At 64.0% G+C, this 15,735-nt stretch carries 13 protein-coding genes; 6 read left to right on the forward strand and 7 right to left on the reverse strand.

Going from position 1 to position 15,735, the window contains the following annotated elements; all coding sequences use genetic code 11:
* Positions 1-191: 191 nt before the first annotated feature.
* Positions 192-1,517 carry an NAD(P)/FAD-dependent oxidoreductase gene (locus tag DH08_RS16340; protein WP_192180280.1) on the forward strand — a complete coding sequence of 442 codons (1,326 nt, stop codon included), beginning with the start codon at positions 192-194 and terminating at the stop codon, positions 1,515-1,517.
* Between the two features lie 41 nt (positions 1,518-1,558).
* On the opposite strand, the gene DH08_RS16345 is transcribed toward DH08_RS16340, so the two are convergent.
* From DH08_RS16345 to DH08_RS16365, 5 genes are all read right to left on the reverse strand, one after another.
* A complete protein-coding gene (locus tag DH08_RS16345) occupies positions 1,559-2,926 on the reverse strand; it encodes an FAD-dependent oxidoreductase (protein WP_192180281.1) in 1,368 nt (455 codons plus the stop codon).
* A complete protein-coding gene (locus DH08_RS16350; RefSeq protein WP_192180282.1) occupies positions 2,923-3,225 on the reverse strand; it encodes a (2Fe-2S)-binding protein in 303 nt (100 codons plus the stop codon). Before DH08_RS16350 ends, DH08_RS16345 begins: the two co-directional genes overlap by 4 nt.
* Positions 3,222-5,207 carry a hydantoinase B/oxoprolinase family protein gene (locus tag DH08_RS16355; RefSeq protein WP_192180283.1) on the reverse strand — a complete coding sequence of 662 codons (1,986 nt, stop codon included), beginning with the start codon at positions 5,205-5,207 and terminating at the stop codon, positions 3,222-3,224. Before DH08_RS16355 ends, DH08_RS16350 begins: the two co-directional genes overlap by 4 nt.
* Positions 5,208-5,211: 4 nt before the next feature.
* Positions 5,212-7,290 carry a hydantoinase/oxoprolinase family protein gene (locus DH08_RS16360; RefSeq protein ID WP_192180284.1) on the reverse strand — a complete coding sequence of 693 codons (2,079 nt, stop codon included), beginning with the start codon at positions 7,288-7,290 and terminating at the stop codon, positions 5,212-5,214.
* Positions 7,291-7,380: 90 nt separating this feature from the next.
* Positions 7,381-8,286: a LysR family transcriptional regulator gene (locus DH08_RS16365; RefSeq protein ID WP_192180285.1), complete on the reverse strand. Its 906-nt coding sequence runs from the start codon at positions 8,284-8,286 to the stop codon at positions 7,381-7,383.
* Between the two features lie 110 nt (positions 8,287-8,396).
* Here DH08_RS16365 and DH08_RS16370 point away from each other — a divergent pair, with 110 nt between their 5' ends.
* Positions 8,397-9,515, forward strand: coding sequence for an NAD(P)/FAD-dependent oxidoreductase (locus tag DH08_RS16370; RefSeq protein WP_192180286.1), 1,119 nt, complete (start codon positions 8,397-8,399; stop codon positions 9,513-9,515).
* Between the two features lie 107 nt (positions 9,516-9,622).
* On the opposite strand, the gene betI is transcribed toward DH08_RS16370, so the two are convergent.
* On the reverse strand, positions 9,623-10,252 hold the full coding sequence (betI, locus tag DH08_RS16375; protein ID WP_192180287.1) for a choline-binding transcriptional repressor BetI: 630 nt from the start codon (positions 10,250-10,252) through the stop codon (positions 9,623-9,625).
* Between the two features lie 83 nt (positions 10,253-10,335).
* On the opposite strand from betI, the gene DH08_RS16380 reads away from it, so the two are divergent.
* The gene (locus DH08_RS16380; RefSeq protein ID WP_246800876.1) at positions 10,336-11,403 is read left to right on the forward strand and encodes a helix-turn-helix transcriptional regulator; all 1,068 of its coding nucleotides are present in this window, start codon (positions 10,336-10,338) and stop codon (positions 11,401-11,403) included.
* 9 nt (positions 11,404-11,412) lie between these two features.
* Here the strand turns inward: DH08_RS16380 and DH08_RS16385 are convergent, their stop codons facing one another.
* The gene (locus tag DH08_RS16385) at positions 11,413-12,807 is read right to left on the reverse strand and encodes a flavin-containing monooxygenase (protein ID WP_192180288.1); all 1,395 of its coding nucleotides are present in this window, start codon (positions 12,805-12,807) and stop codon (positions 11,413-11,415) included.
* 208 nt (positions 12,808-13,015) lie between these two features.
* On the opposite strand from DH08_RS16385, the gene DH08_RS37415 reads away from it, so the two are divergent.
* From DH08_RS37415 to DH08_RS16400, 3 genes are all read left to right on the forward strand, one after another.
* Positions 13,016-13,792, forward strand: coding sequence for an SDR family NAD(P)-dependent oxidoreductase (locus DH08_RS37415; RefSeq protein ID WP_192180289.1), 777 nt, complete (start codon positions 13,016-13,018; stop codon positions 13,790-13,792).
* Between the two features lie 169 nt (positions 13,793-13,961).
* Positions 13,962-14,732 (forward strand): SDR family oxidoreductase, encoded by a 771-nt coding sequence (locus tag DH08_RS16395; RefSeq protein ID WP_246800878.1) that lies wholly within the window; start codon positions 13,962-13,964, stop codon positions 14,730-14,732.
* A 5-nt stretch (positions 14,733-14,737) separates the two neighbouring features.
* Positions 14,738-15,622 (forward strand): SMP-30/gluconolactonase/LRE family protein, encoded by an 885-nt coding sequence (locus DH08_RS16400; protein ID WP_192180290.1) that lies wholly within the window; start codon positions 14,738-14,740, stop codon positions 15,620-15,622.
* The last annotated feature ends 113 nt before the right edge of the window (positions 15,623-15,735 follow it).

Genomic DNA, 15,735 nt, shown 5'->3' on the forward strand with positions numbered 1-15,735 from the left:
AAAATGCTGCATTCCAATTCCCATCGACACTACCACAGCCTGCCGGCCTGTCCATCCAAGCGGATACCGCTTTGAAACGCAGGCACTCCCGTTTTTAATAGGGCTTCCGAAATAAAATTCTGCTTCGGCTTCAACTGCAGCAGCGGCTGCCTGCGCAACGCGCTAGATTGGCGCTTCAAGGTAGAGGGACCATGCGCGCGCCGCTGCAGCAAATCGAGACATCTGGCGAACTGCCGCAATCCGCGGACGCGGTGGTGATCGGCGGCGGCATCGTCGGCGTCTTCGCGGCCTACTATTTGGCCAGGCGCGGCATGAAGGTCGCGCTTGTTGAAAAGGGGCGCATCGGCGCCGAGCAATCCTCGAGGAACTGGGGATGGTGCCGCCAGCAGAACCGCGACGCTCGCGAGCTGCCGATGGCGACCCGCAGCCTCGATCTGTGGGACAGCTTTGCGACGGAAACCGGCGAGGATACCGGCTTTCGCCGCTGCGGCCTGCTCTATCTCAGCAATGACGAGGCGGAACTGGCCGGCTGGGCGCGCTGGCGTGACTTCGCCAGAACGGCCGGTGTCACCACGCATATGCTCGACGGCGCCGAGGCCAGCGAGCGGGGCCGCGCCACGGGCCGGACGTGGAGGGGCGGCGTCTTCTCGCCGACCGACGGCACCGCCGATCCGTCGCGGGCCGCGCCCTCGGTCGCCCGCGCCACCCTCAAGCTGGGGGGCTCCGTGCACCAGAATTGCGCCGCACGCGGTATCGAGACCGAGGGCGGTCGCCTGAGCGGCGTGGTCACGGAAAGCGGAACGATCCGGACGAAGCTGGCGGTCCTGGCCGGCGGCGCCTGGGCCTCCTCGTTTTGCCATCAGTTCGGTTTCCGCTTTCCGCAGGCGTCGGTCCGCTCGTCCATCCTGTCCGTCTCGCCCGGCGCAGAGGGGCTGCCGGATGCGCTGCACACGGCAAGGATCTCGGCCACGCGTCGCAGCGATGGTGGCTACACGCTCGCCATAAGCGGTCGCGGCCGCGTGGACGTCACGCCGCAGCAACTGCGCTTCTCGTCGCAGTTCCTGCCGATGTTCCTGAAGCGGTGGCGAAGCCTCGCGCCCGGCGGTCTGCAGGGCATGCGCTCGGGTCACGAAACGCTCCGGCACTGGCGGCTCGACCAGCCGACGCCGATGGAGCGGATGCGCATCCTCGATCCGGTCCCGGATCGTGCGACCATTCGGCTTACCCACGCCCGCGCGCTCGAACTCCTGCCCGACCTCAAAAAGACTAAGATCAGCGCGGCCTGGGCCGGCTACATCGACACCACGCCGGACGGCGTGCCTGCCATCGGCGAGATTGACACCGTTCCGGGCTTCTTCCTGGCTGCCGGATTTTCGGGACACGGCTTCGGCATCGGACCCGGCGCCGGGCATCTCGTCGCGGATCTGATGACCGGGTCGGAACCGATCGTCGATCCGAAGTCCTACGACCCGCGGCGCTTCGACGCTTCGGCCTGGGGGAAAGTCGCTGATTTCTAGGACGTGATCCATGACATCCTGGTGTGGCCTCCGCAATTGCATCAGCCGTTCCGGAGAAAGGCGCCGATAGGCGCCGGCCGGACAGGCGCCTGCCCGCGAAACCGGCCGACTGCGTCGGGTATGCAGCCGGCTTGCGCCGCAACGAGCTCAACGGCAGCCAACTGGCAGTAGCGTCCCTGGCATCGCCCCATGCCGGCGCGCGACAGCGATTTCACCCTGTTGGCCTCGCCGCCACCGAAATCCACACTCTGGCGTACGTCTGCGGCACTCACATTCTCGCAGCGGCAGACGATCGCGTCGTCGGGGAGTGCCCGCACCATCGCGGCCGGCCAGGGAAAGGCGCAAGCCAGACCACGGGCAAAGCGTTCGAGCCGCGCGAGCTTGCGCAGATCGGCGCTGGCGGCGAGCGCTGGATGTCCGAGATCGGCAAGGCATGCAGCAGCCGCAAGACGCCCAGCAATCTCCGCGCCGTCCGCTCCCAGAAGACGAACCCCATCGCCCGCAAGATAGACTCCGTTGCCGGCGCGACCCATCCGGTCGGTCTTTGGCAGCCATTGCCGCCACTGTTCGTCATAGGTGAAGGCGCATCCCATAAGGTCGGCCAGATGCGTTTCCGCCCGCAGGTGCCAGCCCATGCCGATCATGTCGCATGGAGTGAGGCGTTCCCGGCCGCTGGCGTCGCGCCAGCGCATCGCTGTGACACCCTGCCCGTCGGCCTCGATCCGTTCGAGCGTCACGCCCGCATGGTAGCGGCGGCCGAGACTCGCCCGCAGGGCCAAACCGCGCAGTGCGACGAACGGGCGGGCGGCAAGCTGCCAGAGCCCCCGCATCTGCTGATGCCAGGCAGAGGTGTCCAGCACTGCCGCCACATCCGCTCCAGCCTTGACGAGTTGGGAGCCGACCAGCGTCAGCAAAGGCCCCGATCCGAACAGCACGATGCGCCGCCCAAGCGCCACGCCCTGCGCCTTCAGCGCGATCTGCGCTGCGCCAAGGCTATAGACGCCGGCGCTCTGCCAGCCCGGCACCGGAGCGACACGGTCGGATGCGCCGGTGGCAAGGATCAGGCGGTCATAGAAGACCACCTGCACGCCGCCCTCCCCCAGCACGTGCAGTTGCCCGTCCTGCGCGGCGATAACCGAGCTCGCCGCGCAATGGGTGAGCCGCCCCTCTTTGGCCAGCCGGTCGAAGAGCGCATGCAGCGCGTCCGCCTTCGCCGCCTCCGACCCGTAGAGTTGCTCCACTGTGCGGGTAAAACCGGCAGGCGGGCGGCGATAGATCTGGCCGCCCGCGCGCTGCCCTTCGTCGATCACCACCGGGTGGAGCCCGGCCTCGACCAGCGTCGCCGCGGCCCTTATGCCGGCTGGGCCGGCGCCCACGATCACGACCCGCGGCGGCGAGGCCTCGCTCACGGCCAACTCTCCGGTGGCGTCGTGCGCAACCGCATGCCTTCCCTGATAAGGGTCGAGCACGCCCGCAGGCGCGGTCCCTCGTCCTGCCACACCCAGCAATCCTGGCAGGCTCCCATCAGGCAGAACCCGGCCCGCGGCTCTGGTCCGAACTCGGATTTTCGCAACGCGTGCCCTGAGGCCAGCATGGCGGTCAGCACGGTGTCGCCCGCCAGTGCAGTACGCATCTGCCCGTCGAGAAAGAAATGCACCGCTGCCCGGTCGCGCTCGGCCAGCCGGACGATGCGGCCGGCGGCGATCATTCCGCGGCCTCTCGCACCGGGCGAGGACGTGGCAGTTCGGGGAACCGTTCGCAGACCGCATCGAACGCCGCCTGGACGCCTTCCGGCCCCGAACGTCCCTTCATGCGACGGAAGATCTCCGTCTTGGCGAAAAACCGCCAGTGGATCGGCAAGCCCCTCAGTATGGCGGTGAGCCGGTCGTAAGCCAACGGCGTCCACTGCGCTTCGTAACCGTCGCGCTCCGGACCGAAATGGAAATGGCCGGCGGCCGGCCCCTGCCCCGCGCGCAGCCTTTCCGTCGCCTGCTCGTCGACCTCGCCGTCGCGGATGACGACGCCATAGTCGCGCTCGGCAGCCGTTCGCGAGACATAGCCGCGCCGCACGTCCTGCGCGACCTGCCAGGGCTCACGCTGATGAGGATCGCCGCGCCCGCCGCCTCCGGCGGAGCGGATATCGAGCACGTCGCCAGGCTGGAGGACCGCAGTGTCGATGTTGCCCAGCCGCCGCTCGTGCTCGGTCCCCGGATTGACGACCATGTCCGACAGGCCGGCCGCCTTGCCGCCCAGGACACCCCAGGGACGAAAGAAGCTGCGGTCGCGATTGCGCGCCGTGATCCTGGAGTCGGGGGCGAAGACGCGGAAGGCCATCTCGGTCGCCAAGCCGCCGCGCCAACGCCCCGCACCGCCGCTATCCTTGGCGAGCCCGTATTTCACGAATTCGACCGGGGTCTCGGTTTCGGTGATCTCGATCGGCGTGTTCTTGAGATAGGCGGCATCGGCGCCCGATCCATTGGTGCCGTCGCGATGCGGCATGGCGCCGCCACCGCCCACCACGGGATTCACCGCCGTGATGACAGTCTTACTGGTCCGCTCGTCCGTGGTCATGACGTTGACGATGCAGTTGTTGCCGGCAGGTGCTGCGGGCAGGCGCTCCGGCACCGCTTGCGAGAAGGCGCCGAAGATGACCGACCTCAGCCGGGCGCAGGTGAGCGAGCGCATGCCCACCGCGGCGGGGTGGACCGGATTGAGCACCGAACCCTGGGGCGTGATGCAGGTGAAGGGCTTGGTGAGGCCCGTGTTGAGCAGGAGCTTCGGGTTGAGCGTGTAGAGCACGTAGTAGACGCCGACCAGCAGCATGGTGTGGCGCGGGTCGCCGCCCGAAGGCACGTTGAGCGACGAGCCGAGCTGCGGATCGGAGCCGGTGAAGTCGAGTACCGCCTCGTCGCCCTCGATCGTCAGCGTCAGCTTCAGCCGGCAGGGATTGGCCTCGACCGAATCCTCGTCGGCATAGTCGGCAAATTCCCACGTCCCATCGGGCATGGAGCGCAGCACGTGGCGCGCCTGCGCCTCGGCATGGTCGAGAAGAGCCGACACGCCCTCGATGAAGCCGGCCTTGCCGAACTTCCTCACCATTGCCTGGATCTTGCGCTCGCCGGTGTTGAGCGCGCCAACCAGCGCCTTGATATCACCGATGTTGAGGTCGGGCTTGCGCACATTGGTGCTCATGATCCGCAGGATCGTCTCGTCGAAGACGCCCTCGTTCACCAGCTTCATGGGAGGAAAGCGAATGCCTTCCTGATGGATTTCGGTCAGCGCCCGGCTGAGCGAAGCCGGCACCGCCCCACCCATGTCGGTGTTGTGGATATGCCCTCCGGTCCAGGCGACGATATCGCCATCGACGAAGACCGGCTTCCAAAGATGCGTGTCGGGCGCGTGCGTGGCGACGTGGCCGGAATAGGGATCGTTGGTGAACGCAACGTCCCCCGGCCGGTAGTCGTCGACCATTGCGATAGCGCGGTGATATGAAAGCCCCGGATACCATGTGGCGCCGAGTTCCATCGGCACGGCGAAGGTCGCGCCAGAACGGTCCATCAGCATCACCGTGAAGTCCTGCGTCTCCTTGACGAAGGCGGAGTGCGCGGTGCGGTGCAGTGTGTGGGCCATGTTCTCGGCGGCCGCGCGGGCATGGTTCGCCAGAACCTGCAGGTTTGTCCGGTCAAACATGGCGTCACTCCGGGAAGGTCAGCAGAAGGTTGAGGTGGCGGTCGACCCGTGCCTGTGCCCCAGCGGGAATGGCGAAGGTGGTGTCTTCCTGCACCACCACGGCAGGCCCGTGGAACGTGCTGCCCGGCACGAGGACTTGCCGGTCGTGAAGGTCGATGGTCTCGACGCTCAGGCCCGTGTAGACCGGGATCCGGCGCGCCGGAATGGCCGGGGCGTCGATCGCGTCGATCTCCGGGAACGAGAGTTTCGGCCCCGCGCCTATGGCGGATAGCCGGACATTCACAAGTTCGATCTCGCCGTCCGGGTCGTGGAAATCGTAGAGCCGCTCATGGGTGAGGTGGAAGGCCTGCTCGATGGCGGCCACATTGCCGTCCGTCAGCCATTCCGGCAGAAGGACGACCTCGATCTCATAACTCTGCCCGACATAGCGCATGTCGCAGGAGAGGCTGAGTTCCGCCGGTGCGTCGTGCCCCTGCGCCGCAAGCCAGTCGCGACCCTCACGCGCGAGCGCCTCGAAGGCCTCGCGAATTCCTGCAAGCGACATGCCCGATAGCGGGCTGAAGACGGTGCGAATGAAGTCCCCGCGCAGATCCGCCACCAGCCCGCCCAGCGCCGACACCACGCCGGGGCGGCGCGGCGCCATGACACGCTTCATCCCGAGTTCGCGGGCAAGGAAGGCGCCGAGCATCGGGCCGCCGCCACCGAAAGGCATCAGCGTGAAATCGCGCAAGTCCACACCGGCGCGCGAGGCGAGCTTCTCGACCTCGACGAACATCTCCGACACCGCGATGTCGAGGATCGCCTGCGCGGTCTGCTCGACCGGGCGGCCGAGCCGGGCGGCAAGGTCGCCGACGGCGCGACGCGCCAGCCCGGTATCGATCCGGAGCTGGCCATAGGCCATCTCGCTGTGACCGAGCCATCCGCACACCACCATGGCGTCCGTCACAGTCGGCCGCTCGCCGCCACGGCCATAGCATGCCGGTCCCGGCGTCGAACCGGCCGACTCCGGCCCGACGCGCAGCACCCCCTGCGCGTCGACGCTGGCGATCGAGCCGCCGCCGACGCCGATCGAGCTCACCGACACGGAGGGGATATGCAGCGGGAATTCGCCGATCAGTTCGCCGGTGCCGAACTGCGCCTCGCCGCCGATGATGAGCGCGAAGTCGGCCGAGGTCCCGCCGATGTCGAGGGTAAGAACCTTGTCTTCGCCGGCCTGACGCGCCAGCCACGAGGCGCCGATGACGCCGGAGGCCGTTCCGGACAGCAGCATGTTGACGCAAGCGCGCTTGCCTTCGGCAGCGTTCATCAGCCCACCGTTCGACTTCGTCAGCATCGGGCGGGCCGGTACGCCACGGTCCTTCAGCCGCTCTTCCAGCGCCGTCAGATAGCCGGCGACACGCGGATGGACATAGCCATTGAGAATGGCGGTCGAGCTGCGCTCGTATTCACGGATGACCGGCCACACCTCGGCCGAAGAGAAGACGAAGAGGTCGGGCGCAAGACGCGCGATCGTCGCCTTGACGGAGGCTTCCTGCGCGGCGTTGCGCCAGGAATGGAGGAAGGCGACGATGATCCCTTGCGCCCCGTTCGCTTTCGCCACTGCCACCGCCCTCTCCACCGCCGCCATGTCCGGTGCCTGGGATTCGCTGCCATCGGCACGCATGCGAACCGGAATGCCGAACACCATGTCGCGCGAGATCAGCGGGTCCGGCCGCGAGCAGAACAGCGAATACATGTCCGGCATTCGCAGCCGCGCGAGTTCGATCACATCCTCGAAGCCGGCATTGGTGAACAGCGCGAGCGGCGCGCCCTTGCGCTGGATGATCGTGTTGATGCCGACGGTCGTTCCGTGCACGAAGCGCGTCATGAGCGTAGGATCAAAGCCTTCGCGTTCGGCCAGAAGGGTGAGGCCGGTCATCAACTCGGCACCCGGATCTTCCGGCGTCGTCAGCACTTTCAGCGAGGCGACCCGACCGGAACGGGCTTCGAGCGCGCAGAAATCGATGAATGTCCCGCCGATATCGACGCCGACCTTCCAGTCGGCCCCGTTCTGCGCTGCATCCGCCGCGATGGCACTGTCCATGATGCGTCCCTTCCTGTCTGCCAACGCAAAGCTGGCACGACCGGACGGTCGGGGTCCAAGATGGATGAGAGGCAAGGATATAAGTCTTGCTTATGCTTTGGCGCGATGTTCGCCGAGGACCGCGGAACAGGCCGCGCGGATTTGGTCGCGCATCATCTCATCGGCCCGCGAAAGAGCCCGTGTGCGCGAAGTCAGCAGCGCGATCGGAAATTCCGGCCCCGCCGCGAGCGGCCTGACGGCAAGCCCGGCAAACTGGTGCCATGGCAGCAGCGCGTCGACGAGGCCGATACCCAGACCGGCCTGGACGAAGCCGACCGCGGAGATGGACACGTCGATCTCGAGCGACGGCGAAAGCGCCACACCCTGCGCGCGGGCCGCATGGGCCAGTTCGTCGGCGGGACGGGTGTTTCCGCGATAGGATATCAATTCTTCGCCGGCCAGATCGGCGAGCGTCAGCTCGGTTTTCCCGGCCAACACATGCCCGGCGGGCAGCAGGCATGAAAAGCCGACGCTACCGATCACTTCCGCCTCGATATCGGGAGGCAGACGGTCGTCCATGGCCACGCCGAGGCTGGCATCACCGGCGCGCAGCATGTCGATGATGGCGGCGATCGGCGCCATATGGGAACGCAACAAAATATTGGGATGTTGCGCCCGGAATCCGGTGAACGCGCGCGGCAATATCGCCATGGCCGGCGGCGGCGAAGCCGCCACCCGCACGAGCCCGGTTCGGCCGAGACGCAGGTCGGTGGTCTTGCGGCGCAAGCCCTCGAGCCCCGCCGACAGCCTCTCGGCATCGGCGAAAATCTCGAGCGCCTCCGGGGTCGGCCGTAGCCGGCCCTTCACCCGTTCGAACAGCGTGAAGCCGAGTTCGTCCTCGGTGTGGAGCAGTATCTGGCTGAGCGCAGGTTGGGAGATGTTCAGCATCCGTGCCGCGGCGGTCACGGTGCCCGCGCGCATGATCGCGATGAACACTTCGAGCTGCCGGGCCCGCATTGCCACTCCATAGGTAAAGCTTATGGCTCTTGTCCAAACCCATCTTTGACGCAATGCCGCGGCGCCGACAAGATCGGGCAGGCAAAGGTTGCTGTTTGCAAGGGGCCACTATGGATGTGATCGTGCTGGGCGGTGGACTGATGGGGGCGGCTTCGGCCTATTTCCTTGCCAGACGCGGCGCACGTGTGACGCTGATCGAGCGCAACCGGATCGGCACCGGGGCAACCGTCGCCTCCTTCGGCAACATCCGGCGCACGGGGCGCCATCTGTCCCAGCTTCCGCTGGCCCACCGCGCGCTCAGGCTGTGGGGCGATGCCGAAAAAATGCTTGGCCGCGACGTCGAATTCCGCGCTACCGGCCATATCCGGCTGATCTTCGATGAAGATAGCCTCGCCGACATGCGGGCCTACGCCAAGGCGGCGCGGCCCTGGGGGCTTGAACTGGAGGAACTCGGCCCCCGCGAGATTCGTACCCGCTTTTCCGGCCTCGGTCCCGAGGCGATCGCAGCGTCGTTCTCGCCGCACGATGGCAGCGGCAATCCGCGGCTGATCGCACCGGCCTTTGCCGAGGCTGCCCGCAGGCTGGGCGCCGAAATCGTCGAGGTGACGGAGGTCGAGACGATCCGGCGCACGGGCTCCAGCTTCCTTGTGGCCACTTCAAAAGGTGCATTCGCCGCCGAGTGTCTGCTCAACACCGCCGGCGCCTGGGGCGCGCGCATCGCCGCGCAGTTCGGCGAAGCGGTTCCGCTCGACGCCCGGGGCCCGCAGATGGGCGTGACCGAGCCGCTGCCGCATCGGATCCTGCCGGTGGTCGGCATCTGGACGCGCAATAAGGACTACGGTGCCTATCTGCGCCAGGTCGAGCGGGGCAACATCGTCTTCGGCGGCGCTGCCGAAAGGGTGCCGGTGGACCTGGATCCGGGTCAAGCGACCGCCGATCCCATGCGCCTTCGGTTACAATTGCGCGCCGTCGCGCGGCTGCTGCCGGCAATCGCGCAGGCCACGGTCATCCGCACCTGGTCCGGCTGCGAGGGGTATGTGCGGGACATGCTGCCGGTCATGGGGCGCTCGGCGACGACGCCAGGCCTGTTCCACGCCTTCGGCTTCAGCGGACACGGCTTCCAGCTCGGTCCGGGCGTGGGCGACGCCATGGCCGAACTCATCACGACCGACCGTTGCGAAACGCCGCTCGACGATTTCAGGGTCGATCGCTTCGGCCGCGCCGCCTGAAGGAGCAACTGTCGACGTTCCCATGTGTCGGGCTCTATGACGCGCGCGCCCAACCGTTTTCAACAAAGAACCCGGACGGAGCAAGCGATCTGACATGCAGCACAACCTCAGCCCAGCTGACGGCCGGGATCGGTGCGCGACAGATGTTCATCCCAGCGTATGTGAGGAATGCGGTGAGCCAGGTAGTCGCTCAGTTGCTCTAGCGCTTCGAGGGCAGAAATTTTCGCCGATCGCAATCCGAGTCTCAGCCATAGGCCATCGATGATCGCGGTTATGCCGAGGGCCACGGCCTCGCATTGATCGGCTGGGACCAGTCCGGACAATGCACTCATCAAGTTCGAGTGCATGCGGGCGTGGACGACGCGCTGGATACGTGCCAGCTGCGGCTCGCGCGGAACTTCGGCACACAGCGCCAGCCAGGCATGGCAAATTCCCGGCGTGAAGAACGCTGTACTGAAATTGCCAGCAATGATGGCCCACAGGCGTTCGTCGGAACTACGAGCCAATCGCATCTGCCGGATGACCTCGTCACGCAGCAGGGAGTTCGAATGGCGCATCGTGTGCTCGAAAAGCTCGTGCTTTGTTTTGAAATAGTGATGGACAATGCCTTTTGAGGCACCTGCCCTCTGCGCCACCTTCTCAATTGTAGCTCCAGCCACACCCTCGCTTTGGAGCACCTCGAAGGCTGCATGGCGCAACTCACGGCGTCGAATGTCACTGATTTTTGTCAGGCCCATGAGTCCACATTGACATATTTGGCCAAAAGGATCAAGATTTGGCCAGCTGACCAATTTTTGGGCCAATCGGCCAAGGAGGCGAGATGAATGTTCATTCTCCGGTGAGCAGGTTTACTCCGGAGCACACCCAGATTCGGTTTGAGATGCCGAATAGTATGGCGAGGCTGGGGTTCTGCACCGCGATCGGACGCGCAAGCGCGGCAATCGGCGATGAAGCTTTCTATGACAGATTGCTGGAGGTGATGGCCTCTTTGGTCGAGGCCGATCAGCTTTCTTTGGTTCGGTATTCGAATTCTGGAGCGCCGGACCTTATCATCCCGCGCGAGATCCGCAGTGAGGTTGCTGCGCCTTACGCCTCCGGTCTCTACACGCTCGACCCGTTTCATGATTATTGGCGCAGCGTTGGATTGCCGGCCGTCTGTTCGCTGCGCCGACTGGCGCCGGCCGAGATGTGGAAAAGCCGTTATGCCCTGGAGTTCCTGCGGGCGGCCAGCATCAGCGACGAGATTGCACTGTTTTTGCCGCCGATCGGGGGAGCCAGTCCGACGCTCATTGTCGACCGGGCCGTCGGCGAATTCAGCGCGGCGGAACTTGCGACGATCGAGAATGTATTCCCCTTGTTGGCCGGGCTGCACGATGCCCACCTAAAGGCCATCATCAGTCATGGCCTGGCAGCTGATGCTACAGAGAAGCCCTTGCGACTTCTCGATCGGCGAGGCGACGAACTTGCCGCAAACAGCGCTTGGCGCAGATTGGTGGCCGAGCCAAACGGTGGGCTGGTGGAGGCATTGGTTGAGCTCTCCACCACCGGCAAGAGGCAGGCATCACTTCCTGATGGCCGGCTCGTGGTCAGATCAGCACTGGGCGCCGATTTCGGTGCGGCGCCGGGTGGCCAATGCGACCAGGTCGAGGTTTCTGCCATGCATGCACCCCGTGCAGATCGCAATGCCTGGCTCTCGGTTCTTACCCACCGCGAACGGCAAATCGTCGAGTTGACTCTCGAAGGCCATCCGATCGCCAGCATCGCAGACCGCCTCGGTGTCAAACGCGGAACGATCAAGAACCACCGACTTCGCCTCTACCAGAAGCTCGACATCACCACTGAACGCGAGCTCTTTCTCACTTATGTCCAGCACTTGCGGGGCGCTTGATAGCGCCCTTCACTCGGCTGCAGGGCGAAACTCCACATCAGCGAGCCTTGGAACCGGTAGCCGGGTGCGGCCGAAGCCAAGGGAACGGGCGCGCTTTCGGCCTCGCCTGAGTTCGCCGTCCAGCTCCGAGAAATAGATGTCCTGGTCGAGTTGCATCGTGTGTCGGGCCGACGCGTAATAGCGGTTCATGTGCTTCTTTTCATCGGCGACAATGGTGCGCTTCTGCTCTTCCATGTCTGGCAGCGCATAGTCGCCCGCCAGATATGCCGCGATCCACTTTGCCTGTCGATCCGCAAGCGCAAAGAGCGTGATGCTGGGTTGGGCCAAGGCGATGAAGAAGAGGTTCGGGATCCCTGGCTTGAGGACGCGCTTGAACAAAGGAAGGCGATTGCCCGGCGCCGAGATGAAGGATGGGTCAAAGAATGGAAAGGTGACCTTGTAGCCGGTGGCCCAGACGATAATATCGATCTGTTCGCGGCGACCATCCTCGAAGACGACGCTGTCACCGTCCATCTCCCTGATCCCGGGACGAATTTCGATATCGCCTGAAGCGACCAGTGTCGGGAATGTGTCCGAGACCGAGACATGCGCTTCGAAAACGCGGTGATCCGGCTTCGGCAGCCCGAAATCTTCCATGTGACCGACCGCGAAATGGAAGATCCGGCGGCCGACCCAGCGTTGCAGCGACAGCGGCAGCCAAGGATAGAGCTTGCCTTTGTCGGCAGGCTTGCCGAGGAGGAAGCGCGGGAAGATATGCGCGCCGCGACGCGTGCTTACGAAGAGCTTCTTCGTAATATGGCGCGGGCAGAGTTCAGTGGCGATATCCATCGCGGAATTGCCCATGCCGACAACAAGGACGTTTTTGCCCCTGAAATCAACCGGCGTAAAAGGGTCGCGGTAGCCGTGCGAGTGAAGTTGCATCCCGTCGAACTTGCCTGGATAGGCCGGGTCGGGCAGACGCGAATCCCAATGGTGCCCGTTGCAGACGAACAAGGCGTCGTATGAGCGCGTCTGCCCATCGCCCAGGCGAATCTGCCAGGTGCCGTCGGCATCGCGATCGGCCTTCTTGACCTCGGTGTTGAGTTTGACCTTACCGGTCAGGCCGAAGTGGTCCATGTAGGACAGCAGGTAGGCCAGCACCTGCGTGTGGTGCAGATAGTGCGGGGTATCGGCAGGCATTGGAAAATCTGCCAGCTCCAACTGCAGCTTCGAGGTGTCGATGTGCAGCGACCGATAGGCTGCCGACTTCCCATTTGGATTCTCGAACGCCCACTGACCGCCAACCCGATCGCTCATTTCGAACCAGTCGAAGGGAATGCCGCGCTCGGTGAGTGCCTTGGCGGTGACAATTCCGCTGCAGCCTGCTCCGATGATGCAGCATTTGGGAAGGGTATCCGGCTTCATGGCAATGGCTCCCGCAAGACAAACGTGATCGTGGCAGGAACCTAATTCAGGCTCTGAGACGCCGCCAATGGTGCCGACGGTCACCATCCGAAACGCTGGTCTGCGCAGTGATGCGATGAATAGTGACCGTCGGCACCATTGGCGGCGCAGCGACCAGTGAAATAGCCTTGGTCATAGCCAAAATCGCTTTGTTTGCCGGAGCCATGATATGCCACTCGACCACCCAGCGCAGGAGAGGTCCTCCTCCCCCTTTCAAGTTCCACAGCTGCTTGTTGGACGACGCGCCGTTGTCACAGGCGCTGCCCGCGGAATTGGCAAGGCGATCGCCGATGCATTTGACCAAGCTGGCGCAACGGTTTTCCGCCTCGATATCAATTCGTCTGAAACCGTTCGGGGCTGCGATATAGCGGATGAAGAATCCGTCAAACGCGCCTTGGCCGAGATAGCAGCCGACGGCCCGATCGACGACGTCGTCCACGCCGCGGCCATCGGCGCCGTCGCCCCCCTGGCCGACATGCCAGTGGCAGACTTTCGGCGTGTGCTAGAAGTGAACGTGATAGGCGCTTTTCTTGTCGCGCGGGAGGGATCACGGCATCTGCGTCGCGGCGGTAACCTTGTCCTTATCGCGTCACAGTATGGCCTGAAGGGGTGGCCGCTTTGGGGAGCCTATTGTGCCTCAAAGGCTGGTGTGCTCAGGCTAGCAGAGGCGCTGGTGGGGGAACTCGCACCGCGGGGCATACGCGTGAATACCATTTCGCCCGGCAGCGTCGATACGGAGATGGTAGCGACGACGACGGCCAATGTTGCGCGGGAGTCTGGAACTGACCCTGCAACCATACGTGCCGGCTATGAAGCGGCTATCCCCATGGGCCGCTTTGCACAACCACAGGAGATCGCCTACGTCGCCGTGGCACTGTGCTCGGGCCTATGCTCGTACGTGAATGGGTCCAACATCGTCGTGGACGGAGGCGAGCTTTCTCGCTGACGGCCATGCAGTTCAGCAGCCACAGTCAGCGCTTCAAAATTCGCAGACAAGTTGGCTGCTTCTCGAAAGCCTTTTGAGGCTGACGCCGACGATCAGAATACGACCGACGAGTATCGATGATGCCTTCCGAGATAGCGCCGGTCGTCCCGGGACAAAAAGAGAGAAGAAAATGAACCAGCGAGTGATGATCACGGCGGGGGGGTCGGGCATTGGCTTGGCGATCGCAAAGACTTTCGCCGATAGCGGGGCCAAGGTCCATATTTGTGACGTCGACGAGCGCGCGTTGCAAAATGTTGCACAGACATACCCGCAGATCGTGGCCAGAAAAGTCGACCTGGCCAACGAGAACGCGGTCGACGATTGGTTCGATGATGCCCTTGGCGATCTCGGGGGCCTCGATGTTCTGATCAACAACGCCGGCACCAAGGGTCCAACCGGCTATGTCGAGGAGGTCAAGCTTCAAGACTGGCGAGATTGTCTGGGCATCTGCCTTGATGCGCAGTTCCTCTGTGCCAGGCGTGCCACTCCGGTCATGAAGCGCCAGGCCTCCGGCAGCATCGTCAACATCTCTTCAACCGCGGGCCTGTACGGCTATGGGCTGCGAACGCCTTATGCCGCAGCGAAATGGGCTGTCATCGGCTTCACAAAATCGCTCGCCGTCGAGCTCGGCCCCTTCAACGTACGCGCCAATGCGATTTGCCCGGGCTCGGTCAACGGCGCGCGCATGCAGCATGTTATCAAGGCTGAGGCCGACAGCCGCGGCGTCGCGATCGAACTCGTCCAAGAGGAATATGTCCAATCCCAGTCGATCAAGCGCTTTGTGGAACCTGAGGAGATCGCCGATATGTGCCTCTTCCTGGCGTCACCGGCCGCAAAGATGGTGACGGGTCAGGCACTAGCGGTCGACGGCCACACTGAGACATTTCACATCGGGAGCTGAGCACCATGCCCCTGGACAACACAGAGTGGAAGATCTGTGCTCCAACGCGCGATCGGCTGGGTGAGAGCATCCTGTGGCATCCGGCAGAACAAGCGCTCTATTGGATCGACTTCTACGGCCCCATCGTCCATCGGCAAAGGCAAGGCGATGGCGTTGTCGACAGCTGGAAGATGGATTTCGCTGAGACGATTGGGTCGCTCGTCCTTACTGACGAAGGCCTGCTTCTCGCCGTGGATCACGGGCTCCACCTCCTCGACACAGATACCGGGAAAACGCGCTTTTTCGCGGATCCCAAGCAAGCAAAAATGAACCTCGTCTATAATGACGGGAAGGTCGACCGAGCCGGACGCTATTGGGTGGGAACCTACGATGTGTCGGAGCGGGATCCAAACGCGCTCTTCTATCGCATGGTCCCAGGCGCCGACTGGGAAGTTGGCGACAAAGGCTTCGTCATTTGCAATGGCCCAACTTTCTCGCCCGACAACCGGAAGCTTTATTTCAGCGACACTGTCGGTCACCGGATCCTTTCCTACGACCTTGACGATGACGGATCGCTATCGGGTCGCCGGGTGTTCTTCACCTTTGCCAACAATGATGGAATGCCGGACGGCCTTGCGGTTGATAGCGCGGGCAATGTGTGGTGCGCACTCTATGGCGGCAGCAAGGTTGTTTGCATCGACCCCAAGGGGACGCTCCGGCGGTCGCTCTATTTGCCAGCCACTTTCGTGACAAGCCTGTGTTTTGCCGGACCAGAACTCAAGACACTATGTGTCACGACCGGCTGGGAGAGCAGTACGACCGAGGCGACAAATGCAAACGATGTCGGTGGCGCGGTCTTCATGCGGCCGGTTGATATCGCTGGTTTGCCCGAACCTATTCTGGAGCTCTAGGTCCAATCGACATTCAGGATTCAAATTTGCGTTGAGGCATGATTCGTAGGCTTCCAGATTCGATCTGGAGAGCGATGGATGGCCCGGCGATATGAACTGAGCAGCGAGCAATG

It is taken from the genome of Mesorhizobium amorphae, assembly GCF_014843845.1.
Classification (GTDB): domain Bacteria; phylum Pseudomonadota; class Alphaproteobacteria; order Rhizobiales; family Rhizobiaceae; genus Mesorhizobium; species Mesorhizobium amorphae_A.

Coding starts and splice junctions, on each gene's coding strand:
- DH08_RS16370 (WP_192180286.1), top strand. CDS start 8,397: ATGGATGTGATCGTGCTGGGCGGTGGACTGATGGGGGCGGCTTCGGCC.
- DH08_RS16385 (WP_192180288.1), bottom strand. CDS start 12,807: ATGAAGCCGGATACCCTTCCCAAATGCTGCATCATCGGAGCAGGCTGC.
- DH08_RS37415 (WP_192180289.1), top strand. CDS start 13,016: ATGCCACTCGACCACCCAGCGCAGGAGAGGTCCTCCTCCCCCTTTCAA.
- DH08_RS16380 (WP_246800876.1), top strand. CDS start 10,336: ATGAATGTTCATTCTCCGGTGAGCAGGTTTACTCCGGAGCACACCCAG.
- DH08_RS16360 (WP_192180284.1), bottom strand. CDS start 7,290: ATGGACAGTGCCATCGCGGCGGATGCAGCGCAGAACGGGGCCGACTGG.
- DH08_RS16350 (WP_192180282.1), bottom strand. CDS start 3,225: ATGATCGCCGCCGGCCGCATCGTCCGGCTGGCCGAGCGCGACCGGGCA.
- DH08_RS16355 (WP_192180283.1), bottom strand. CDS start 5,207: ATGTTTGACCGGACAAACCTGCAGGTTCTGGCGAACCATGCCCGCGCG.
- DH08_RS16395 (WP_246800878.1), top strand. CDS start 13,962: ATGAACCAGCGAGTGATGATCACGGCGGGGGGGTCGGGCATTGGCTTG.
- DH08_RS16340 (WP_192180280.1), top strand. CDS start 192: ATGCGCGCGCCGCTGCAGCAAATCGAGACATCTGGCGAACTGCCGCAA.
- betI (WP_192180287.1), bottom strand. CDS start 10,252: ATGGGCCTGACAAAAATCAGTGACATTCGACGCCGTGAGTTGCGCCAT.
- DH08_RS16365 (WP_192180285.1), bottom strand. CDS start 8,286: ATGCGGGCCCGGCAGCTCGAAGTGTTCATCGCGATCATGCGCGCGGGC.
- DH08_RS16400 (WP_192180290.1), top strand. CDS start 14,738: ATGCCCCTGGACAACACAGAGTGGAAGATCTGTGCTCCAACGCGCGAT.